The sequence below is a fragment of the Testudinibacter sp. P17/SS/0325 genome (assembly GCF_053570765.1).
Map to the genome: position 1 here is coordinate 2,292,290 of NZ_CM131635.1, position 22,901 is coordinate 2,315,190.

At 48.6% G+C, this 22,901-nt stretch carries 20 protein-coding genes and 1 other RNA gene; 9 read left to right on the forward strand and 12 right to left on the reverse strand.

All coding sequences use genetic code 11. The features are described 5' to 3' along the window. Positions 1–21: 21 nt before the first annotated feature. The 7 genes from ACWA50_RS10935 to fabB form a co-directional block, all read right to left on the reverse strand. Positions 22–1,482 (reverse strand): NAD-dependent succinate-semialdehyde dehydrogenase, encoded by a 1,461-nt coding sequence (locus ACWA50_RS10935; RefSeq protein WP_431052461.1) that lies wholly within the window; start codon positions 1,480–1,482, stop codon positions 22–24. A 21-nt stretch (positions 1,483–1,503) separates the two neighbouring features. Beyond that, positions 1,504–2,850, reverse strand: a complete 1,347-nt coding sequence (locus tag ACWA50_RS10940) for a replication-associated recombination protein A (protein ID WP_431054344.1) — start codon at positions 2,848–2,850, stop codon at positions 1,504–1,506. A 26-nt stretch (positions 2,851–2,876) separates the two neighbouring features. Continuing rightward, positions 2,877–3,506: an outer membrane lipoprotein chaperone LolA gene (lolA, locus tag ACWA50_RS10945; protein WP_431052463.1), complete on the reverse strand. Its 630-nt coding sequence runs from the start codon at positions 3,504–3,506 to the stop codon at positions 2,877–2,879. Between the two features lie 77 nt (positions 3,507–3,583). Next, positions 3,584–6,385, reverse strand: a complete 2,802-nt coding sequence (locus ACWA50_RS10950) for a DNA translocase FtsK (RefSeq protein ID WP_431052465.1) — start codon at positions 6,383–6,385, stop codon at positions 3,584–3,586. A 9-nt stretch (positions 6,386–6,394) separates the two neighbouring features. Next, a complete protein-coding gene (gene lrp, locus ACWA50_RS10955) occupies positions 6,395–6,886 on the reverse strand; it encodes a leucine-responsive transcriptional regulator Lrp (protein WP_431052467.1) in 492 nt (163 codons plus the stop codon). A gap of 101 nt (positions 6,887–6,987) precedes the next feature. Next, a complete protein-coding gene (gene tehA, locus ACWA50_RS10960) occupies positions 6,988–7,947 on the reverse strand; it encodes a dicarboxylate transporter/tellurite-resistance protein TehA (protein ID WP_431052469.1) in 960 nt (319 codons plus the stop codon). 147 nt (positions 7,948–8,094) lie between these two features. Next, entirely contained in the window at positions 8,095–9,312 is a 1,218-nt protein-coding gene (fabB, locus tag ACWA50_RS10965) for a beta-ketoacyl-ACP synthase I (protein WP_431052471.1), read from the reverse strand. 219 nt (positions 9,313–9,531) lie between these two features. Between fabB and mnmC the strand changes: the two genes are divergently transcribed. After that, positions 9,532–11,577 carry a bifunctional tRNA (5-methylaminomethyl-2-thiouridine)(34)-methyltransferase MnmD/FAD-dependent 5-carboxymethylaminomethyl-2-thiouridine(34) oxidoreductase MnmC gene (gene mnmC, locus ACWA50_RS10970; protein ID WP_431052473.1) on the forward strand — a complete coding sequence of 682 codons (2,046 nt, stop codon included), beginning with the start codon at positions 9,532–9,534 and terminating at the stop codon, positions 11,575–11,577. 48 nt (positions 11,578–11,625) lie between these two features. Here the strand turns inward: mnmC and phoU are convergent, their stop codons facing one another. The 5 genes from phoU to pstS form a co-directional block, all read right to left on the reverse strand. Beyond that, positions 11,626–12,315, reverse strand: a complete 690-nt coding sequence (gene phoU / locus ACWA50_RS10975; protein ID WP_431052475.1) for a phosphate signaling complex protein PhoU — start codon at positions 12,313–12,315, stop codon at positions 11,626–11,628. A 25-nt stretch (positions 12,316–12,340) separates the two neighbouring features. After that, complete coding sequence (pstB, locus tag ACWA50_RS10980; protein WP_431052477.1) at positions 12,341–13,129, reverse strand: phosphate ABC transporter ATP-binding protein PstB; 789 nt, start codon at positions 13,127–13,129, stop codon at positions 12,341–12,343. Between the two features lie 10 nt (positions 13,130–13,139). Beyond that, positions 13,140–14,021 (reverse strand): phosphate ABC transporter permease PstA, encoded by an 882-nt coding sequence (gene pstA / locus ACWA50_RS10985; protein ID WP_431052479.1) that lies wholly within the window; start codon positions 14,019–14,021, stop codon positions 13,140–13,142. Beyond that, positions 14,021–14,980 carry a phosphate ABC transporter permease PstC gene (gene pstC / locus ACWA50_RS10990; RefSeq protein ID WP_431052481.1) on the reverse strand — a complete coding sequence of 320 codons (960 nt, stop codon included), beginning with the start codon at positions 14,978–14,980 and terminating at the stop codon, positions 14,021–14,023. Before pstC ends, pstA begins: the two co-directional genes overlap by 1 nt. 75 nt (positions 14,981–15,055) lie before the next feature. Beyond that, entirely contained in the window at positions 15,056–16,111 is a 1,056-nt protein-coding gene (gene pstS / locus ACWA50_RS10995; RefSeq protein WP_431052483.1) for a phosphate ABC transporter substrate-binding protein PstS, read from the reverse strand. A 399-nt stretch (positions 16,112–16,510) separates the two neighbouring features. On the opposite strand from pstS, the gene ssrA reads away from it, so the two are divergent. From ssrA to ACWA50_RS11035, 8 genes are all read left to right on the forward strand, one after another. Next, positions 16,511–16,875: a transfer-messenger RNA gene (gene ssrA, locus ACWA50_RS11000) on the forward strand. 184 nt (positions 16,876–17,059) lie between these two features. Continuing rightward, the gene (locus tag ACWA50_RS11005; protein ID WP_431052485.1) at positions 17,060–18,334 is read left to right on the forward strand and encodes an integrase arm-type DNA-binding domain-containing protein; all 1,275 of its coding nucleotides are present in this window, start codon (positions 17,060–17,062) and stop codon (positions 18,332–18,334) included. A gap of 397 nt (positions 18,335–18,731) precedes the next feature. Beyond that, entirely contained in the window at positions 18,732–19,913 is a 1,182-nt protein-coding gene (locus ACWA50_RS11010; protein ID WP_431052487.1) for a phage major capsid protein, read from the forward strand. Between the two features lie 51 nt (positions 19,914–19,964). Then, the gene (locus tag ACWA50_RS11015) at positions 19,965–20,513 is read left to right on the forward strand and encodes an HK97 family phage prohead protease (RefSeq protein ID WP_431052489.1); all 549 of its coding nucleotides are present in this window, start codon (positions 19,965–19,967) and stop codon (positions 20,511–20,513) included. Positions 20,514–20,515: 2 nt separating this feature from the next. Beyond that, positions 20,516–21,742 carry a phage portal protein gene (locus tag ACWA50_RS11020; protein ID WP_431052491.1) on the forward strand — a complete coding sequence of 409 codons (1,227 nt, stop codon included), beginning with the start codon at positions 20,516–20,518 and terminating at the stop codon, positions 21,740–21,742. Then, positions 21,726–22,067, forward strand: a complete 342-nt coding sequence (locus tag ACWA50_RS11025) for a phage head closure protein (protein ID WP_431052493.1) — start codon at positions 21,726–21,728, stop codon at positions 22,065–22,067. Before ACWA50_RS11020 ends, ACWA50_RS11025 begins: the two co-directional genes overlap by 17 nt. Continuing rightward, the gene (locus ACWA50_RS11030; protein WP_431052495.1) at positions 22,057–22,368 is read left to right on the forward strand and encodes a head-tail connector protein; all 312 of its coding nucleotides are present in this window, start codon (positions 22,057–22,059) and stop codon (positions 22,366–22,368) included. Before ACWA50_RS11025 ends, ACWA50_RS11030 begins: the two co-directional genes overlap by 11 nt. A gap of 11 nt (positions 22,369–22,379) precedes the next feature. Then, entirely contained in the window at positions 22,380–22,736 is a 357-nt protein-coding gene (locus ACWA50_RS11035; RefSeq protein WP_431052497.1) for an HNH endonuclease signature motif containing protein, read from the forward strand. The last annotated feature ends 165 nt before the right edge of the window (positions 22,737–22,901 follow it).

The window sequence follows — 22,901 nt, forward strand, 5'->3', positions numbered from 1 at the left end:
CGCTGATCGCCAGGCATTCACTTATTTATCCAAGCCGCCCAATAAGATATATTTGATTTCCAGATAATCTTCAATGCCGTATTTCGAGCCTTCGCGCCCTAAACCGGATTGTTTCACCCCGCCGAACGGGGCGGCTTCATTGGATAAAATGCCGCTGTTGACCCCGACCATGCCGTATTCCAGCTTTTCAGAAACCCGCATAATCCGCCCGATGTCGCGGCTATAAAAATAGGACGCCAAACCGAACTCCGTGGCATTGGCAGCTGCGACCGCCTCGTCTTCCGTTTCAAATTTAAAAATCGGCGCCAGCGGCCCAAAGGTTTCCTCCGTTGCCACTTTCATCTCGGCGCTGACATTGCGCATAATCGTCGGTTGATAGAACAATCCGCCTTGTTCGGCAGGCATACCGCCGCACACGATTTCAGCCCCGTGACTCAGCGCGTCGGCAATATGCTCTTCCACTTTGGCGACCGCACTTTGATCGATAAGAGGTCCGAAGGTGACGCCGGCTTGCAAACCATTGCCGATTTTCAGTTGCGAAGCCGCCTGTCGGAAGCGGGCGATAAATTCATCATAAACCGCACTTTGCACATAAATTCGGTTGGCACAGACACAAGTCTGCCCCGCATTACGGAATTTGCACGCAATCGCCCCTTCCACGGCGGCGTCTAAATCGGCGTCGTCAAACACAATAAACGGCGCATTGCCGCCTAATTCCAACGAGACTTTTTTAATGGTTGAGGCGCATTGCCGCATTAGCAAGCGTCCTACTTGGGTAGAGCCGGTAAAACTGAATTTTTTCACTCGATCGTCTTCGGTCAACACGTTGCCGATTCGGGTCGCACTGCCGGTAATCACATTGAATACCCCGGCTGGAATTCCCGCCCGTTCCGCCAATTCCGCCAATGCCAACGCAGATAACGGCGTTTGCGAAGCAGGACGAATCACAAAAGTACAGCCTGCCGCCAGTGCCGGGGCGGCTTTGCGCGTGATCATCGCATTCGGGAAATTCCACGGCGTGATCGCGGCGCAAACCCCGATCGCTTGCTTGGTGACGATAATACGTTTATCTGCACTCGGCGCCGGAATGGTGTCGCCGTAAATCCGTTTGGCTTCTTCTGCATACCATTCGATGTAAGAAGCGCCATACAGCACTTCGCCCTCCGCTTCCGCCAACGGTTTGCCTTGCTCCAGCGTGAGAATGGTCGCCAAATCTTTTTTATGCCGCACGATCAAATCAAACCAGTTGCGGAGCAAACGGCTGCGTTCTTTGGCGGTTTTTTGCTGCCAAGCTTTAAGCGCTTTTTGCGCCGCCGCTACCGCGTCCAACGCTTCCTGCTCCGCCATTTGCGGGATTTCGGCAATTATATCGCCGGTTGCCGGGTTCAGCACCGCAACGGTTTCGCCATTTAAGGCTTGGCGCCACTTGCCGTCGATGTAGCATTCAGTTTTGAGTAATTGAGGGTCGTCTAATCGAAACATGGCTTGCTCCTTTCTGAGGGTCTATTGATCTTGATACCGCACTTTAGCGCTTTGTTGATCGAGTTGCGCCAACCAATCCAATTTTTGCTTTATTTTAGCTTCCATGCCGCGTTCGCTCGGGAAATAGTAACGGCTGTCTTTCAGCTCAGGCGGGAAGTAGTTTTCCCCTGCGGCGTAGGCGTTTTCTTCGTGGTGGGCGTAGCGGTATTCCTCGCCATAGCCGAGGGATTTCATCAGTTTGGTCGGGGCGTTACGCAAGTGCACCGGCACATCGTAATCAGGGAATTGAGTGGCTTGTTGTTTGGCGGTGTTGAACGCTTGATAAACCGCATTGCTTTTCGGCGCAACGGCGAGATAGACAATCGCTTGCGCAATCGCCCGTTCGCCTTCGGCAGCCCCGACACGGGTGAAGCAATCCCACGCACTAAGCGCCACTTGCATTGCGCGCGGATCGGCGTTGCCGATATCTTCCGAGGCAATTGCCAACAAACGCCGCGCCACATACAGCGGATCGCCGCCGGCAGTAATAATCCGGGCATACCAATACAACGCCGCGTCAGGGGCGGAACCGCGAATCGATTTATGTACCGCCGAAATTAGGTCGTAATAACGATCCCCTTGTTTATCAAAACGGGCTTGGCGTTCGCCCAGCACTTCGACCAACAACGCTTGCGTAAGCTGTTTCACACCATCAACTTCCTCTGCCATATCGACCATTAATTCAAGGCAGTTCAAAGCGAGACGTGCGTCGCCATTGACATATTCCGCCAATATTGCCAGTAAATTCTCTTCCAATTGAACTCGTTCGCCGCCCAGACCGCACTTGCTGTCCGTTAAGGCGTGTTGCAACACTTGTTGGATTTCGGCTTGGCTGAGGGCTTTGAGCAGATACACTCTGGCACGCGACAACAGCGCGCTGTTCAGTTCAAACGAGGGATTTTCGGTGGTCGCACCGACAAAAATAATCGTGCCGTCCTCAATGTGCGGCAGAAATGCATCTTGCTGGCTTTTATTAAAGCGGTGGACTTCATCGACAAACAGGATTGTGCGCCGATCCGCCTGTTTATTCTGGCGGGCGCGTTCAATCGCTTCGCGAATCTCCTTCACGCCGCCGGTGACTGCTGAAATCCGCTCCACTTCGGCGTTGATCCGCTGCGCCAGAATTTCCGCCAGTGTGGTTTTGCCGGTGCCGGGCGGGCCCCACAAAATCATGGAATGAATATGCCCCGCGTCAATCGCTTTACGCAACGGCTTGCCCGGCGCCAATAAATGCGACTGCCCAAAGTAATTCTCCAGCGTAGTCGGGCGCATGCGCGCCGCTAGCGGGCGAAAATCGCTTTCGGCAAAATCAAACGAGAGATTATTCACACCTTTTGCCATATTGACCTGACTTGTTAACGCTGATCGTCCAATTCCACGCCTTTCGGCACGTTGAATTGGAATAATTTACTATCCAGAGTGACGTTATTCATATTGCGCAACATATATAAATTCGCCTGTCCGTCTTGCTCAATGGTGCTGAAATTGCGTAGCAGCCCATTTTTGTCGATCCGCACTTCAAATTGTTTGATCGCACTGTTTTTTGCTTTTGGCTTCAAGGTAAAGGTATCGTCTTTTTGACTGACGGTATATTGCGCCCACTGTTTCGGATCGTTTGTCGTCAGCAAAATAAACGGCGTGTTATCAATCGCATCTTCGGTTTTGCGTGCGGTCACTTGCTGTACGAACGGATCGTAATACCATAAGGTTTTGCCGTCGGCGACAATCTGGGTTTCTTGCGGTTTTTGAGTGTCCAAACGGAACAGATTCGGGCGTTTCACTTGGAATTTGCCATTCCCCTCTTGTACCAATTTACCGTTGGCGGTGGTGACGCGTTGGTTAAAATCGGCACTGTAAGATCCCACTTCCGCCAAGCGTTGTTGCAATTCGTCAACCGCCGCCGCCCACAGATTGGTGGCGGCTGAAAACAGCAACGCGGCAAGTGCGGTATGGCGTAAAAGTGCGGTTTTGTTCAGGTATTTCATGCTCTTTCCTTTAATACGTTTAATCAAGTTGCGTACAGATAAGACAATCAGCTTAGCAATAGGTTCTTAAGCGCGTCTTAATCATATTGATTACGCGGCGCTAAAATTTCACGTTTGCCGTTGCTCGCCGCGGAAACAATGCCTTGCGCTTCCATTTGATCAACAATCCGTGCCGCACGGTTAAAGCCCAGTTTGAAATTACGTTGAATCGAGGATATCGAGGTATTGCCGCTGTTCAGCACATAGTCCGTCACTGCGTCGAACAGTTCATCCAGATCATCATCACCAGCACCGACCGCACTTTCGCTGTTTTCGTCCTCTTGCGACACCACGATGTCGTCCAAATATTGCGGTTTACCGCGCGCGCGCCAATCGTCGGCGACTTTCGACACCTCTTCATCGCTCATAAACGCGCCGTGTACCCGAATCAGTTCGGACGAGCCTTGCCCCGAATACAGCATATCGCCGCGCCCTAATAACGCCTCGGCGCCGCCTTGATCCAAAATGGTGCGCGAGTCGATTTTGCTCGCCACGGTAAAGGCAATCCGGCTTGGAATATTGGCTTTAATCAAGCCGGTGATCACGTCCACCGACGGGCGTTGGGTCGCCAAAATCAAGTGGATCCCCACCGCGCGCGCTTTTTGCGCCAAGCGTGCGATCAACTCTTCCACTTGCTTCCCTGCCACCATCAACAAATCGGCGAATTCATCGACGATCACTACGATATAACTCAATTTTTCCAGCGCCGGCGGCATGGTATCCATGGTGTCGCCCGGACGCCAGGTCGGATTTGGAATCGGTAAATTCATCGCTTCCGCTTCGTCGATTTTGCCGTTGAAGCCCTCGATATTGCGCACATACAGCGACGACAGCAATTGATAGCGGCGTTCCATTTCATCCACGCACCAACGCAACGCATTGGCGGCTTTTTTCATATCGGTGACCACTTCGGTCAGCAAGTGCGGGATGTCGTTGTAAATCGACAGTTCGACCACTTTCGGATCGATCATGATAAAACGCACCTCTTCCGGTTTGCGTTTATACAGCAGACTTAAAATCATACTGTTAACACCGACCGATTTCCCTGAACCAGTTGAACCCGCCACCAACAAATGCGGCATTTTCGCCAAATCGACTACAATCGGTTCGCCGCTGATGTCTTTGCCCAAAGCAAGCGGCAAAATCGCGTTGCTCTGCTTAAATTGGCTGCTGGCAAGCACATCACGCAGGCTGACGGTTTGGCGGCGCAGATTCGGGGTTTCGATGCCGATATACGGCTTGCCCGGAATCACCTCCGCCACGCGGATTGAACGGAACATCAACGCACGCGCCAAATCGGTGTCCAAACCGCTGACTTTCGAGGCTTTGGTGCCCGGCTCCAATTCCAACTCATAACGGGTGACCACCGGTCCGACCAGCACACTTTGCACCTTGGCTTTGACGTTGAAATTGCGCAGTTGGTGTTCGATCTGTGCCGAGGTTTCGTCAATTTCTTCCCGGCTGATGTCTTGCTCTTCCGCTTTGCGCTGTTCGAGCAGATCCAGACTTGGCAACGGCGTATTCGGTTTGCCTTTATGGCTGACTTTCGGTTGTAGCAGCGGGTGAATCAAGCTGTTTTCATACGGTTTATAATCCGGCGTGGTTTTGACCGCACTTGTGCTTTCCACTTCCGGCGTCGGTGCGCCGTTTAAAATCACTTGCAGCTCTTTTTCGGCATTTAATGCCTTTGCCTGCCGCTGCATTTCGTCTAAACGTTGCTGTTCCCGTGCGGCAAACTGGCGCGCCAATTCATCATTCAGATCGATGTTTGTCTCCTCTGCCGACGACAGATCATCAACATCAAACCGCACTTCGGTTTGCTTCGCCGCCGTCGCCAAGCTGACTTTCGCTACGCCGTCCAAGGTCGGCACGGACAATTCTGACGGCGCAAGCGTTTGCCCCACCGGGCTGGCGCTCGCAATCGATACTTTTGGCAATTCCGCTGTCGATTCAATCTGATATTGTGCGAAATTCGGCAAATCGTCATTTTCACTTAATGGCAATTCCGCTTGCTGATCCGCTGCCGCCGGCGCCGATGGTTGCTGCGGTTGCAACCCGATAATCACCCGTTGCGCTACCGCACTTTGCCTGTCGGCTGTATCCGCTTGACGCCGTTCAGCCAATTTGGTTTCTAACGCTCTTTTCGCCGCCGCCTCTCTGGCGCGCAAGACGCTTTCCGGTAAGATCACTTCGTCCAACTGCTCAACCGGCGCCGCGCTCATTGGTGTCGGTTCTAATTCATCCTCGGCTTGCGTTTGCTCTTCATCCTCATATTTTGCGGTTAGCCATTGGTAGGCGCTGACCAGCAACATCACCAACGACATGCCCGAACTGAGAATAAAACCGACCACAGTTAAACAAAAGGCGGCCATAAAACTGCCGAACACGCCGAAAGACGGATAAAAGCTTTGGATCAACCAACCGCCCAACACGCCACCGGCAAGATAAGTATCGCTATTCGATAACAGCAAGGCCGCAAGTGCGGTCAAGCCACACAGCAGCAGCACGAAGCCGATCAATCTGACCACTAACCGCCCTTTGCTGAATTGATCGCGCCATTTATTACGCAACAATAGGATCGATGAAATCACCAAGACAAAGGGTAAAAAATTGGCAATCGAACCGAACAAGGCAAACAGCATATCAATACACCAAGCGCCGAATGCGCCGGCTTTATTCAAGGCTCCTTGCTGCGGGCTGGCGACGGTCCAAGCGTTGTCATACGGACTGTAGCTTGACCAAGCGATAATCAGGTAAACCCCGAATAAGGCGATCGAGCCTAAAATCATTTCGGTAATATAGTGTTTTGCCGTGTATTTCGGTCTTAAATTTCGAATCATGGTGTACGTCTATTCTGTTTTCGCTTTCAATTGCAGGTAATTGGTTTGTTTCACTTCTTCCATCACCACATACGTGCGGGTGTCGTTGACGCCGGGCAGGCGCAGCAAGGTCGTGCCGAGCAATTTGCGGTATGCCGCCATATCGGCAACGCGGGTTTTCAACAAATAGTCAAAATCGCCGGATACCAAATGGCATTCTTGAATTTCATCCAGTTTTTGCACTTCGGCGTTAAATTCTTCAAACACATCGGGTTTGCCGCGCACCAAGGTAATTTCGACGATCACCAACAACGGCGAATCGAGCAATTCCGGATTCAGCAACGCACGATAACCGGTGATCACTCCCTGTTTTTCCAAACGGCGCACCCGCTCCAAACAAGGCGTTGGCGACAACCCGACTTTTTTCGACAAATCGATATTGGAAATTTTTCCGTTACGCTGTAATTCGTCCAAAATTTTTATATCAATCGCATCAAGGGCTTTGGTTAATTTCTTTGACATTTTCGCAATTCCGCCGACAGTAAAAAATAAAAAATCAGGTAATGTGGTAGATTACCTGATTTTTGCGGTTTTTTATAGACTTGAATGTGTTTTGCGCGACTTTATTTTAGCAAAAAACGCCCCTGCGCAATACGGATTAAGGTTGCCACAAACAGCAAGGCAATACCAATGCTGCCAAACCAAAACAGCGGTAAACCGATCGCCTCAATGCCCTGCAAATCGGCTTGCGTTAAATAAATGCCAACATTTGCCAATGAACCTAAACCGAATGAGAATCCCCAAAAACCGAGGCTGAAACCGTTGGTATAAATCCAAGGAAACAAGCGCGCCAGAAACAGCACCTGCAACAAGCCATAACCGAGCAATATCAAGCTAATGGTATCTACTGCGCCCCCGTTTAAGTGAAAATAGGCGTTGCCGGCAACAAACGCCGGCGCCAACTGAATGCCGATTACCGGTCGAACCGCGTCATCCAACGGATTTAAATTACGCAAACGCTGCAACACCGCCGGTTCCAAGGTTAGCCATGAAATCAGCCCCATGCCGAAAAACACCATGCCCCATGCAGTATAACCTAATTCGGCAAGTGCGGTCGCGCTGACAAAATTGGCGGCAACCGTGGGTAAATAGATAACCGGCGTTGTGGCTTCGGCTTTATGGATACCGCGCCATAAGCCGGCCGAACGGTAGGCGGCAAACAGCAATTGTCCGACAGTACCTAATGCAATTAAACTAACGCCAAGCGGTTTAGCCCATGATAATAACGACATACCGAATAGCATGGCGGTTATCGGAATCAAACTGATAAAACAGCAGATCACCAAATGATGTAATTCCGCTTGCGCGCTCTGCCGTGCCACAACCCATTTGGCAATATAAACCGCCAACAGCGCTAACCAAATCACGCCGCTGACGCACAGCAACATTTCATCTATCCATTGCGGCAAACCGGCAAACAACGCCGCGGCATGATGCCATGCCAGACCGATGGAAAACAAACCCAGCGTAATACCAAAATAGTTGACTGGAATCGGGAATGGCTTTGGAACAGGTTGGTTCATAGAAACTAACTCACAAAATTGGTCAATGTAAATAGGGTGAGATTATTTTACGCCTAATCGCTAAAAATCATGACCGAAATATATTAAAAACAATGTAAATAGGGCAACCACAATGGATTGCCCTATCCGATAAATCATAATGCCCGGTTATTCGTAACGCTTGAAAATCAAGGTGGCGTTAGTGCCGCCGAAACCAAAGCTGTTTGACATCACGATATTCAGTTTTTTATCGGTTTGCACTTCGGTAATAATGTTCATTCCTTGCGCTTTTTCATCCAATTCTTCGATGTTAATACTCGGTGCGATAAAATCGTGGTTTAGCATTAACAAGGAATAAATCGCTTCATGCACACCTGCCGCTCCTAATGAGTGCCCGGTCATGGCTTTAGTCGAAGAAATCGCCGGGGTGTTATCGCCGAATACCGCTCTTACCGCTTCCAATTCTTTGACATCGCCAACCGGGGTTGAGGTGCCGTGCACGTTCAAATAATCAATTGGCGCGTCAATCGTTGCCATCGCCTGCTGCATACAACGCACCGCACCTTCGCCGCTTGGCGCGACCATGTCATAGCCGTCGGAAGACGCGCCGTAACCGACGATTTCGGCATAAATGGTTGCGCCGCGTGCTAACGCGTGTTCCAACTCTTCCACTACGACGATACCGCCGCCGCCGGCGATAACGAAACCGTCACGGGCGGCGTCGTAAGTACGCGAGGCTTTTTCCGGCGTATCGTTGTATTTAGTCGATAATGCCCCCATCGCGTCAAATTCACAGGCGCATTCCCATGCCAATTCTTCCGCCCCGCCGGCAAACACCACATCTTGTTTACCGAGTTGGATCAATTCGACCGCATGTCCGATACAGTGGGCCGAAGTGGCACAAGCCGAGCTGATACTGTAGTTGACGCCGCGGATTTTAAACGGTGTCGCCAAACAAGCGGACACGCTGGACGCCATGGTTTTGGTCACGGCATAAGGTCCGATGGCTTTCACGCCGCGCGGTCCGCGCATGGCGTCTGCGGCAACGATCTGCCCGTGTGCCGAGCCGGTACCGGCGCCGACCACCAAACCGGTGCGGTTATTCGACACCATTTCATCGGTCAATCCCGAATGTTCAATCGCTTCCTGCATCGAAAGATAAGCATAAGCTGCGGCGTCGCCCATAAAGCGCATGATTTTACGGTCGATCAACTCTTTCGGATCGAGTTTCACCGTACCCGCAATATGGCTGCGCATGCCCACTTCGATAAATTCCGGTACAGTTGTAATCCCGGATTTACCTTGTTGCAACGACGCCAATACTTCTGCTTTATTATTACCAATACTTGAAATGATACCGTAGCCGGTGATAACTGCTCTTTTCATTTACTCCAATCCTTACTCGAAATGCGATAATTAAAAAATTTATGTCAAAATTTCAACTTACAACTGTTAGCTGAACAAGTTACTATGAAAATAAAATAATGCAAGTTTTTATTGCCTGCCGACGGGTTTTAACCCTCTCGCTTGCTCAAAAAACAGACAGCATTTTCACCCCTAAGGATTTCGCGCTACAATAAGCAAAATCCACAAACCATAATGCCTATGAACAAGACGCTCAAAACCGCCTCAGCCCGGCTGAGTTTTACCGCTGATAATACGCCGCTTTCGTTACAGTTTGATGACATCTACTTTTCCGTACAAGACGGTTTGGCCGAAAGCCGTTATGTTTTTCTGCAAGGAAACAACTTGTTGCAACGTTGGCAGCAGCATGCGCAACCGCACTTTGTGATCGCCGAAAGCGGTTTTGGCAGCGGTTTGAACTTTTTTGCCTGTGTGCAGCTGTTCCGTGAATTTCGTCGCCAAAATCCTGCGCATAAACTAGCCCGCTTATATTTTCTCTCGTTTGAAAAATACCCGCTAACCCCGCAACAACTGCAACAAGCGCACCGCACTTTGCCGCAATTCGCCGCATTGAGCCGACGCCTGTGCCGCCATTATCCGTTTGCGCTGAACGGATGCCACCGTTTGCATTTCGACGACACGATTTTGGATCTGTGGTTCGGCGATATTCAAGATAATTTGCCGCTGTTGGGCGATTATATGCGGCAAAAAATCGACGCGTGGTTTTTGGACGGTTTTGCGCCGAGTAAGAATCCGCAGATGTGGAATGATGATCTTTACCAAGCGATGTCTCGTTACAGTAAGCCCAATGCCACCTTTGCCACCTTTACCGCGGCAAGTGCGGTGCGCAAGGGCTTGCAAGCCGCGGGGTTCACGGTGGCAAAGCGGAAAGGCTTTGCGCATAAACGCGAGATGTTATGCGGTTATAAAAATCCAAATCACGCGCCGCAAATGCAAACGCCGTGGTATTTGGCGCAAAGTGCGGTCGGCGATGTGAACGAAGTTGCAATTATCGGCGGCGGCGTTGCCTCGCTGTTCACCGCACTTTCCTGTTTAAAACGCGGCTTAAAAGTCACCGTGTATTGCGAAGATCCGCAACCTGCGCTGAATGCCTCAGGCAATAAACAGGGCGCACTCTATCCGCAATTGAGCGATGATGATCGGCGTAACAGCCGTTTTTATGCGCACGCGTTTGGTTATGCATTGCAACAGATTCAGGATGTTATCGAGCAAGGCGTTGCGTTTGAATCCGGCTGGCAAGGGGTGGCAATTTGCGCGTACAACTGTAAGGTCAAACAAAAATTGGCACACATTGCGGCGCAACAATGGGGCGATGATTTATTCCGTCTGTGCGACCAAAGCGAACTTAGCCGTTTAAGCGGAATCGAGTTGCCTTGCGACGGCGCGTTTATTGCCAAAGGCGGTTGGCTTGCGCCGCAACAACTGGTGCAAAACGGTTTTGCCCATTTGCAAACCGTCTATCCACACGATGGACAAAAGTGCGGTTTAACGATTCGTTTCAACCAATCGATCACGGAACTGAACCCGCAAGAAAACGGTTGGCGATTAAATAACGCACAAGGCGAACATTTCCAACACCAAGTGGTGATGTTGGCAAACGGACATCGATTAACCCAATTCCGCCAAACAGAACGGCTGCCGCTGTACCCGGTGCGCGGACAGGTCAGCCAAATCCGAACCGGCGCACAGTTGCGCCATTTAAAAACGGTGTTGTGCTATGACGGCTATTTAACGCCGGCGGATTGGCAGCAACAAAGCCATTGTATCGGTGCCAGCCATGTGCGCAACAGTGCCGACCGCACTTTTAGTCCGGCGGAGCAACACCAGAATGTGGAAAAAATTCAGCACAATTTAGCCGGTTGCGCTTGGTTGAGAGAAGTCAACGCCGAGGATAATCAAGCCCGTATCGGGGTGCGTTGCAGCACGCGCGAGCGTTTGCCGATCATGGGTTGCGTACCGCACTTTGCACAAACCGCCGAACAATACCGCAACCTGTTCAATCTACGCCGTCGCCGTCAAGCGATTGCTCCTGCGCCGGTGTATCCGAATCTGTATCTTATCGGCGCACTCGGTTCACGCGGTTTAACGTCTGCGCCGTTATTGGCGGAAAGCTTGGTTTGTCAGGTTTTAGGCGAGCCGCTGCCGCTGGGCGAAGATATTTTGCATGCCCTCAATCCAAACCGCACTTGGCTACGCAAATTGTTGAAAGGCACGCCGTTGGGATAAATAGAAAAAAATGAGCCGCAACTGCGGCTCAGACTAGGATTTCAGCTGTTAAAACACACGCTCGGTCGTTTCGCGCACATCTTCGCCTTTCAAGTAATAATAGATAAATTCGCAGATATTTTGGCAACGGTCGCCGATACGTTCAATCGCCCGAGCGGCTAAAAGTGCGGTCAGCAAACTGTCAATACTGTCCGGCGCAATCCGCATTCCTTCTTTCACATCTGTCATAATCTCTTTATAGCGCTCGTCAATTTTAATATCGCGCACGTATACGCTTTTCGCTTCTTCCAAACTCATGCTGGAAAATGCGCGTAAGGTATCATGCAACATCGCAATTGCGTCTTGCGTCATGACATCAATCTTATCTTGCAATCTTTTCTCAATTTTAACGTCATCATGCAAGGCGGTTTGGCTCATCTTATCCACCGAATCGCCGATACGCTCTAATTCGGAAGCGACTTTTAAAATCGTGATGATAAAGCGCAGATCATCGGCTAACGGCTGGCGACGGGCAATCAAAGTGACGCATGCCTCGTCAACCGCCACCTCCATCGAGTTGACCTGTTGATCGCCTTCCACTACATCGTTTGCGCTAATCTCGGCATTGCCTTTCATTACTTGCAACGCATCATACAGCTGTTTTTGCACCAAACTGCCCATGGTCAGCAACAACGATAATAGGTGGCTTAAATCACGATCATATTGTCTTATGATGTGTTTTTTTTCATTTAATGTCATCTTTTTCTCCTTTTAACCGGGGTTTCTAGCCGAAACGTCCGGTAATGTAATCTGCGGTTCTGCCGTCTTTCGGACGGTTGAACATCATTTCCGTTTCGCCGTGTTCGATAATGTCGCCCAAATACATAAACACCGTGTAGTCGGAACAACGCGCCGCCTGTTGCATATTATGGGTGACGATCACCACGGTATACTCTTTTTTTAACTCAAGAATCAAGTCTTCAATCATCCCGGTCGAAATCGGGTCGAGTGCCGAACAGGGTTCGTCCAGTAGCAATACTTCCGGTTTAATCGCAATGCCGCGTGCGATACACAGACGCTGCTGCTGCCCACCCGAGAGGCTGTAACCGCTCTTGAACAGTTTGTCTTTGGTTTCATTCCACAGCGCGGCTTTGCTTAACGCCCACTCGACGCGTTCGTCCATTTCAGGTTTCGACAGTTTTTCAAACAAACGCACCCCGAAAGCAATATTATCATAGATCGACATCGGGAACGGCGTCGGTTTTTGGAACACCATGCCGACTTTGGCACGCAGTAAGGAAATGTCTTTTTTGCTGCTGATGATATCTTCGCCGTCCAATAAAATTTGCCCTTCCGCCCGTTGTTCCGGATAAAGCGCATACATTTTGTTAAAAGTACGCAACAAAGTGGATTTACCGCAACCGGACGGACCGATAAACGCCGTGACTTTATTGGCTTCGATGTCCAAATTCAGATTTTTCAAGGCATGAAAATCGCTGTAGTAAAAGTTGAGATCTTTTACTTCGATAATTTTTTTGCCTGCTTCGGTTTTATTCAAATCAATAATGCTCATCGGTTATTCCTTACTTCTTCTCTTTATTTTTAAATACAACGCGCGCCAAGATATTTAATAGTAACACCGCGAACGTGATAATCAGTACTCCGGTCCAAGCCAATTCTTGCCAATTGGTAAACGGGCTGGAAGCGAATTTATAAATCGTCATCGGCAAACTCGCCAGCGGTTTACTCATATCCAAACTCCAGAATTGGTTGGAAAGTGCGGTAAACATCAATGGTGCGGTTTCGCCGGCAATACGCGCCACACTCAATAACACCCCAGTGATCACCCCGGCAGTCGAAGCGCGTAAGGTAATCGACAGAATCATCTTCCATTTCGGCGTTCCTAGGGCATACGCCGCTTCACGCAAGTTATTCGGAATCAGATTCAGCATATTTTCGGTGGTACGAATCACAATCGGAATTTGCAGCAAGGCCAAGGCGACAACTCCCGCCCAACCGGAGAAATTACCAAACGGCGCCACAAACAGCACGTAGACAAATAGCCCGATAACAATCGACGGTGCCGACAACAGAATGTCGTTCACAAAACGCATGCCTTCCGCCAACCACGATTTTTTGCCGTATTCCGACAGATAAATCCCGACCAAAATGCCCAACGGGGTGCCGACAACCGTGGCTAAGATCACCATCATCAAGCTTCCGACAATCGCATTCGCTAATCCGCCGGTTTCCGCATTCGGTGCGGGGGTCATTTCTAAGAAAATATCCAACGATAAGCCGGCAATCCCTTTTTCCAAAGTGGTGAACAAAATCCAGACCAACCAGATTAAGCCGAACACCATCGCCAACATCGCAATTGCAATCGCAATATTATTGATCATACGGCGTTTGTTTTGTAACCGCTGTTTGACAATTTCGTATTTATTGTTGGTTGCAGTTGCCATTACTTCGCCCCCTCATTTTTCGACAGACGACGCACCAAAAGTTTGGATACGATTAACACTAATAAGGTGATAGCAAACAAGATTAAGCCTAATTCCATTAAGGCGGAAATATGCATATCGGATTCGGCTTCGGCAAATTCGTTGGCAATTGCCGAGGTAATGCTATTACTCGGCATGTACAACGACAAGCTGTCGAGTTGGTAAGTATTTCCGATCACGAACGTTACCGCCATGGTTTCGCCCAAGGCACGCCCTAAACCCAGCATGATCGCGCCGACCACACCGCTCTTGGTGTAAGGCAGCACAATGCGCCATACCACTTCCCAAGTGGTGCAGCCCACTCCGTACGCCGATTCTTTCATCAACGCCGGGGTTTGTTCAAACACATCACGCATTACCGAAGCAATGTAGGGAATAATCATAATCGCAAGGATAATCCCGGCGGCTAAAATTCCGATCCCGAAACTTGGACCGGAAAATAACGAACCGATAATCGGGAAACCGGAAACCACTTCACCAACCGGACGTTGGAAATATTTGGCAAACAACGGAGCAAAAATAAAAAAGCCCCACATCCCGTAAACGATACTCGGCACTGCCGCCAAAAGCTCAATCGCCGTCCCCAACGGGCGGCGCAGCCATTGCGGCGCTAATTCAGTCAGAAAAAACGCAATCCCGAAACTTGCCGGAACCGCAATAATCAAGGCGATGAGTGACGTGACCAACGTTCCGTAAATCGGCACAAGCGCACCATATTGATCTAAAGGCGGATTCCATTCTTTTGACCAAAGAAAAGCAATCCCGAATTCTTTCATTGCCGGCAGGGAAGAAATGATCAGCGAAAGAATAATTCCCCCAAGAATTAACAACGTCAGATAAGTTGAAAATCTGACCAGTAATTCAAAAAAAATATCACCTTTCTTACTTGGTGATATTACCGCTGAGGATTTATTTGACATATTACGTCCTTTCTAAATAAATCGTTAGGAAATAAAACGGAGTGTGTTCACACTCCGTTGAGTTGACATCCGGAATTAGTAAAGCGCTTTTCCGTCTTTATCAACAATATTTGCTTTCCAAGCTGATTTAATGGTATCAACAACTGATTTTGGTAAGACGGCATAGTCTAAAGCCAAGGCTTCATCGCCGCCTTTATCCAACGCCCACTCAAAGAATTTCAAGGTTTCGGTCGCACGCTCTACGCTACCCGGTTGTTTTTCAACCAAAATGAAAGTCGTTGAAGTGATAGGCCATGCATTCGCCCCTTTTTGTTGAGTCAAATCTTGGGCGAAAGAGCTGTTCCAATCGGCACCGGCAGCCGCATTACTGAAGCTGTCAGAGCTAGGACGCACCACTTCACCGTCAGCGGAAATTAAACTGGCATACGGTAAGTTGTTTTGTTTGGCATAAGCATACTCAACATAACCGATTGCGCCGTCAAGTTGTTGGATTGAAGCGGAAACCCCTTCGTTGCCTTTACCACCGAATGAACCCGGCGCCCATTGTACGGTTGAACCCGACCCCACTTTTTCTTTCCACTCTGCGCTGACTTTTGACAAATAGCTGGTGAACACGAAAGTGGTGCCTGAACCGTCAGCACGGCGGATAACCGCGATGTCTTTGTTTGGTAAATTCAGATTCGGATTCAATTTCTTGATCGCTTCGTCATTCCATTTTTTCACTTTGCCCAAATAGATGTCAGCCACGGTATTACCGTCTAACACCAATTCACCACTCTTGATTCCGTCCAAGTGAACCGCCAACACCACACCGCCGATGACGGTCGGGAATTGGAATAAACCTTCTTTTGTCAATTCTTCATCTTTCATCGGCGCGTCAGTTGCACCGAAATCGACGGTTTTGGCGATGATTTGTTTTTTGCCGCCGGAAGAACCGATACTTTGATAATTGACACGGTTTTTGGTTTCTTTTTGATAAGTGTCAGCCCATTTTGCATAAATCGGCGCCGGGAATGATGCGCCTGCGCCGGTAATATCAACCGCAACGGCACTATTCGCCGCCAATACCATGGTTGAACCCATTAATGCGAATAACGAAGTACGGACAAATTTATTTTTGATAGCTTTCATGAGAGTCTCCTTAAAGTAAAAGTATTAAATCTGATGATTCTCGACCTTATGGCAGCCCATTTCTGCCCCGCCACATAAAACTTATGGCACGAATATAGACCAATATTTTTATCAGGCAAGCCCTTTTTTCCTTGCGAAAACCAACAAAAAAGCTAGTTATGACGCTATTTTTATTTTATTATCTTTATGAAATAGAATATTTTTTTATTTTTGTCATATAACTGTCATAAAACAAAAAAGTTTAACTGCCTATTTTTTAAACAGCGATATCCACTCTAACCGCACTTTACGATATTGTCACCGAAAAACAGCCGTTTGCATTGCATTTCTCCAAAGCGAAAAAGCGGCAATAATCCTTTTGTTTTTAGCGGATTTTTGTTACACTTCACAACCTCATTTGGGGCTGATTCTGGATTCGACGGGATTGGCGAAGCCCAAGGTGCATGTCGAGGTGCGGTAGGTCTCGTAAACAAACCGCAAAACAATAGTCGCAAACGACGAAAACTACGCTTTAGCAGCTTAATAACCTGCTCATAGCCTTCTCTCCCCAGCTTCCGCTCGTAAGGCGGGGATCAAGAGGAGTCATCCCAAACGAGATCGCGTGGACGCCTCCGCTTGCGGATCGAAACGTTAAATTGAATCAAGCTAGCTTATCTGTCGCGTGTCTGTCCGCAGTAGGTAAGTGAAATTAAAGACCGACTAAACATGTAGGACTGAAGGTAGAGTAATTTCGGACAGGGGTTCAAATCCCCTCAGCTCCACCAAAAAATATATCGTTACTGTTCGTAGCGTATCGGAAAGCCTAGAGAATACAAGCCTCTAGGCTTTTTTATTGTTCGTAGCTTGTCGTATTATTTCGCCTTAAATCTAGAATTTTAGTAATACGTTTAGTAATATGCCGATCGTATTACTAAAAACCGTATTACTAAAAACGCCCGGAGGCTTGATATGTCTAGGATTGTTAAGAGTTTAACCAATACACAAGTTGATAAAGCAAAACCATTAGAAAAGCCTTATCATCTTGCTGACGGTGGCGGATTGTATCTGTTAGTAAAGCCCAATGGGGTAAAGACGTGGCAATTTAATTATTACAAGCCGATAACCAAAAAGCGCACCTATATCAGCTTGAACAATTATCCCGATCTTTCTCTTGCTCAAGCACGATCCAAACGAGAAGAATTTAAAGCGTTGCTAGCTCAAAATATCGATCCGCAACTCTACCAGCAACAAGAAACCGAACGGCAGCAACAAGCGGATAATAATACGTTTGCCAAGATTGCCGGGGCATGGTTTGAAGAACGGAAAACCCGCGCCCACTTTTCAGAGAAAACTGCAACTGATACTTGGGGCATGATCAAACGTCATTTACTCCCCCACTTTGGCGAATTGCCAATAACACAAATTACCGCACTTATGGCAATTAATGCGTTTAAGCCGTTGCAGGTTCGCGGAACGCTGGAAACCTTAAAGCGCGCAATTCAGAAAATGAATGAAATCATGACTTACGCCCTACACCGAGGAATTATTGAAAATAACCCAATCGCCAACATTGGCAAAGAATTCGACAGTCCAACCGTTACCCACATGAAAGCAATTAAACCGGAACAATTGGGCGAATTTTTGACAGCCCTCGCAAATGCGAATTTAACGCTCACTACGCGGCTTTTAATTCAATGGCAACTGCTGACAATGACACGCCCAGCAGAAGCCGCCACGGCGCGCTACAGTGACATAAACGAGAAAGAAAGGATATGGACTATCTACATTCAAAAAGGCTTAAAAACGACTGACGAGGGACGAGAGCATAAAGTTACGCTATCAAGGCAAGCTATCGCTGTTCTTCGTGAAATAAAAAAAATCAGTGGTGGCAAAACGTATTTATTCCCAAGCATTAAAAATCCGACAACCCACATCAACACCCAAACCGCAAACGCCGCTATAAAAAGAATTGGTTATCAGGGCAAGCTGGTGGCGCACGGTATGCGAGCTATAGCCAGCACCGTCTTAAACAAAGCCAGAACGCCCGACGGTTTACGCCGCTTTGATAAAGATTTGATCGAGGTGGCATTATCACATATCAATAACGACGACGTGCGCATGGCTTATCTCAGGGCGGAATATTTGCCACATCGTTTTGATATGCTGCAGTGGTGGGGTGATTATGTCGAACAAGCCGCACAGAGTGCGATCCCTAAATTCCATCTTCAAATTGTGAACGGATAACTTTTAGCCAGTCTTTGCGCTGGCTTTTTTATATTTTGTTATTATTTTAAACTTTTTGATTTTTATCTACTTATCTATTTATTAAATATAATATATATTTATTTTTTTGATTTATAAAGAAAAAATAGAAGTAGATGAATAAATAGATAAAGAATAGATAAGGGGATAAAAATAGACACTTCAATTTCACACATTGGCAAAAGCAAGATCAACAAACAAGCCCAATTCGTTAAAAAAGCCCGTTCCATGTCAATAATTTTGTAAATTCCTTGTTCGTAGCCTATCGTCATTTATCACATTAAAAATCCACTATTTACAACCCCCTAGAAGTGTTTATTTTATGATATGGGCTACTTGTAGCCGTCTTAATTAAGATAACTTTCAAGGGATTAATCACATGTTTAAAAAACTTCTCGAATTACGCCAACAAAAGGCGAAACTGGCGGAGGATATGCGCAGTATGCTGACCCAAGCCGACACCGAAAACCGCAGTTTAAGCGATGAGGAAGCCAAAGCCTTTGACGAATTGCGCAACCAAGCCGCCGCACTGAATACGGATATTGCGCGCTATGAGGCGTTAGCCGATGAAGAGCGCAGTAAGCAGGGGCAGCCGGTAGAAACCAAGCAAACACCGTTAAACAATGACGATTTGCGCCACTATATCAAGACGGGCGAATTGCGTTCACTATCCACCACCGCCAAAGATGACGGCGGCTATTCAGTTATTCCGCAGTTGGATAAGCAAGTCATGACCCGTTTAACCGATGACAGTGTTATGCGTCAAATCTGTAACGTGGTGCGTTTGCCAATGGGGGCAAAAGAGTATAAAAAATTGGTTTCTGCCGGTGGTGCCGTGGTTCAACATGGAACGGAAGGCACAGCACGCACGGAAACCAACACGCCGAAATTAAACGAGGTCACGATTGCCTTAAATGCGATTTATGCTTATCCGAAAACCACCCAAGAAATCTTAGATTTTAGCTCAATTGATGTGCTGGGCTGGCTGACGGAAGAAATCAGTGAAACCTTTACCGAAACCGAAGAAACCGATTTAACCGACGGTGACGGCGATAAAAAAGCGAAAGGGTTATTAACCTATGCCCGTGCGACTACCGCCGATAAAACGCGCGCATTTGGCACCCTTCAAAAACTGGAAGTGGCGAACGCCGCCGGGATTACCGCCGATACCCTGATTGATTTGTTGTATACCTTACACAGCAAATACCGTAAAAATGCGGTGTGGGTGATGAGTTCAGCGATTGCCGCGCAACTTCAAAAACTGAAAAACGGGAACGGTGATTATATCTGGCGTGACGGTTTATCTGCCGGTGCACCCGCAACGCTATTAGGCTTGCCGGTTCACTATTTGGAAACTATGCCGGCAGGTGGCGCAGGTAAAGCCGTGATCGCATTGGGTGACTTCAAACGCGGTTATTACATTGTCGATCATGAAACCGGCATCCGCACTCGTCCGGATAGCATTACTTCACCGGGCTTTTACAAAGTCCACACCGATAAATATTTGGGTGGTGGCGTGGTGGATTCCAACGCAATCAAATTTATTGAAACCAAGGCGTAAGCCGAGGAAATCAGGGGGCGGCAAGTCCCCTTTTTTATCAGTAGGGATAGTATGAAAGAATTTGAAATCAGGTCATCAGAAATCAGTTGCGACAGCCAAAAACTGATCGGCTATGTGGTGCGCTGGAATAGCCAATCTAAACCGTTATGGGATTTTGTCGAGCAGTTCGCCCCCAATGCGTTTGCGGAATCGCTAGCCGAGGGGCAAGACGTGCGCGCACTGTTTGAACACGACCACGCTAAATTACTGGGTAGAACCGCCGCCGGCACGTTATCGCTGGTGGAGGATAATATCGGCTTACGTTTCGAGCTGGTGCCGCCGGACACCACACTGGGGCGTGATTTGCTGGTATCGGTGGAGCGTGGCGATATTTCCGGTATGTCGTTCGGTTTTCGCACCTTAAGCGATTCATGGGATTTTGAGCAAGAGCCGATTTTGCGCACCGTAAACCGTGCCGAGCTGGTAGAGATTACGATCACCAGTATTCCGGCATATCCGGAAAGCAGTGTTCAAATCGCTAAACGCTCAATGGCGGAAGCCCGCAAGCAACAGAACCCTACCGCACTTTATGCGCGCTGGGCGGATTTAGCCGAGGTGTAATCATGTTTGGTTTATTTAAACGCAAAACGGAACAGCGCAACGCATTCACCATTGACGAGTATTTATCTTACCTAGGGGCGAGCAATACCGGCGCAGGGGAATTTGTCAGCCCGTCCACTGCCGAAGCCTTGCCCGCCGTGTTGAATGCGGTCACGGTGATTAGTGAGGCGGTGGCGGCTATGCCCTGTTATCTGTATCGCTTGGAAAAGGATGGACGGGAACGGGTATTTAACAGCCCGGTGGATTTCTTGCTGAATGAAATGCCGAACCGCAATCAAACGCCGTACCAATTCAAATACACGATGATGAGGCACTGCTTGTTAAATGGTAATGCCTATGCGGTGATTGAGTGGGATAAAAGCGGCGAGCCGTTATCCTTAACGCCCTACCCACCAAGTGCGGTTAATATTCAACGCAAACTGAACGGCAGCTATATTTATCAAATCACCGATTTAAGCGGCAACGTCAAAACCTATCTACAGGACGAGATTTTACACTTGCGGCACTCGTCCGATGACGGCTTTATGGGACGTTCCCCGATTACGATTTGCCGTGAAACGATAGGGCTAGGATTAGCGCAACAACGCCACGGATCGGCAGTGATGAAAAACGGTTTAATGCCAAGCGGCATTATTACTACGTCGGAATGGCTGGACGAAGCAAAAGCTAAAAAAGCCATAGCCGCACTTGAACGCTACAAAGGCGCAAAAAACGCCGGTAAAACGCCGGTGCTTGAAGGCTCAATGGAATATAAGCAATTGGGCATGACTAACCAAGACGCCGAGTGGTTACAAAGCCGCACGTTCACGATTAGCGATATTGCCCGCATTTTCAATATCAGCCCGATTTTTTTACAAGACTATTCCAACAGCAGCTACAGCAATTTCAGCGAAGCCAGCCGTGCGTTTTTGTCGCAAACCTTGCGCCCGTGGCTGACGAATTTTGAACAGCAACTGAAAGACGCGCTTATGGTGGATTTGAACCGCACTTCACCACGCTATCTGATTGAATTTGACACCAGCGATTTATTGCGCACCAGTCAAAATGACCGCTTCAATAGTTACGATGTGGCGATTAAATCCGGCGTGATGTGCCCGAATGAAGTCCGCCGCAAAGAGGGTTTAACCCCGTATGCCGGTGGCGAGGAATTTAGCCAAGCATGGAAGCAAACCGTCGAAGTGAAAAAAGGCGGCAACGAGAAAGAGGCGGGCAATGGCAAGAATGATTAAGGCAGGACGCTATAACAAGCCAGTCACCATTCAGCGCCCGATTCGTACCCCGAATAATTACGGGCACCATACAACCACGTGGGAAGATGTGGCAACCGTTCACGCCGCTATCGAACCGTTACAAGGACGGGAATATTTTAGCGGTCCGTACCAATTGGGAGAAAACATTATCCGCGTGAGAATCCGCTATCTGCCGAATATCACCAACAAAATGCGGTTGCGTTACGGCGATCGCATATTGGCGATTTATTCGGTGATAGACAGCCGAGAGAGCCACCGGGAAATTCAATTGATGTGTAAAGAGGGGGAAGCCTATGCCCGATAGTTTCATCACCTTAGACGAAGCCAAGGCGCATTTAATTGTCGATCACGATATGGACGACAATGTGATTACCGGTTATATCGCGGCCGCCCTTGAGGTGGCACAAACGCATATCGGCAAAACCTTTGGCGATAGTCTGACAGCAGAGACAGTGCCGTTTAATCAGTCTATCAAGATTGGCTGTTTGATGTATGTCGGTCATCTCTATGCTAACCGTGAGATTACCACCGACACCGCACTTCATACCGTGCCGATGTCGATTAGTGCGCTATGGAGTGTGTACCGTGAACCCTGTTTATATTGAGATGATAGCCTATGCCTTATCAACCATTGCGGCGTTGCACCTATCCCGGTTGCCGTAACAAAGTACAATCCGGACGATGTGAGGAGCATAAGCCGAAAGATAACCGCCTGACCGCCTCACAGCGTGGCTATGATAGCCATTGGACGAAGTACCGCGCGCAATATCTCAAGGCTCACCCGCTATGCGTGATGTGCCTAGCCAAGGGTAAATACAGTGCGGCAACCGTGATAGACCACATCACACCAATAGAGAACGGGCAAGCCGATCCGCTGTTTTGGGCGGCTGACAATCATCAAGCCTTATGCCGTGACTGCCACAGCTACAAGACTAGGGTGATAGATAAACGGGGTTATGGTGCGAAGAAGTAACGTTCCCGAAAGTTAAGGGGATTAAACAAATCAAGCAAAGAATAATAACACATTGATATTGAATGACTTTAATTTGATAAGCATGTTTTGAATAGCGGTAAGCAAGGGGTGGGGGGAGTTTTGGAAACAAACCCCGCCCCAACGAAAACCGCCCGCCCCCTCTAA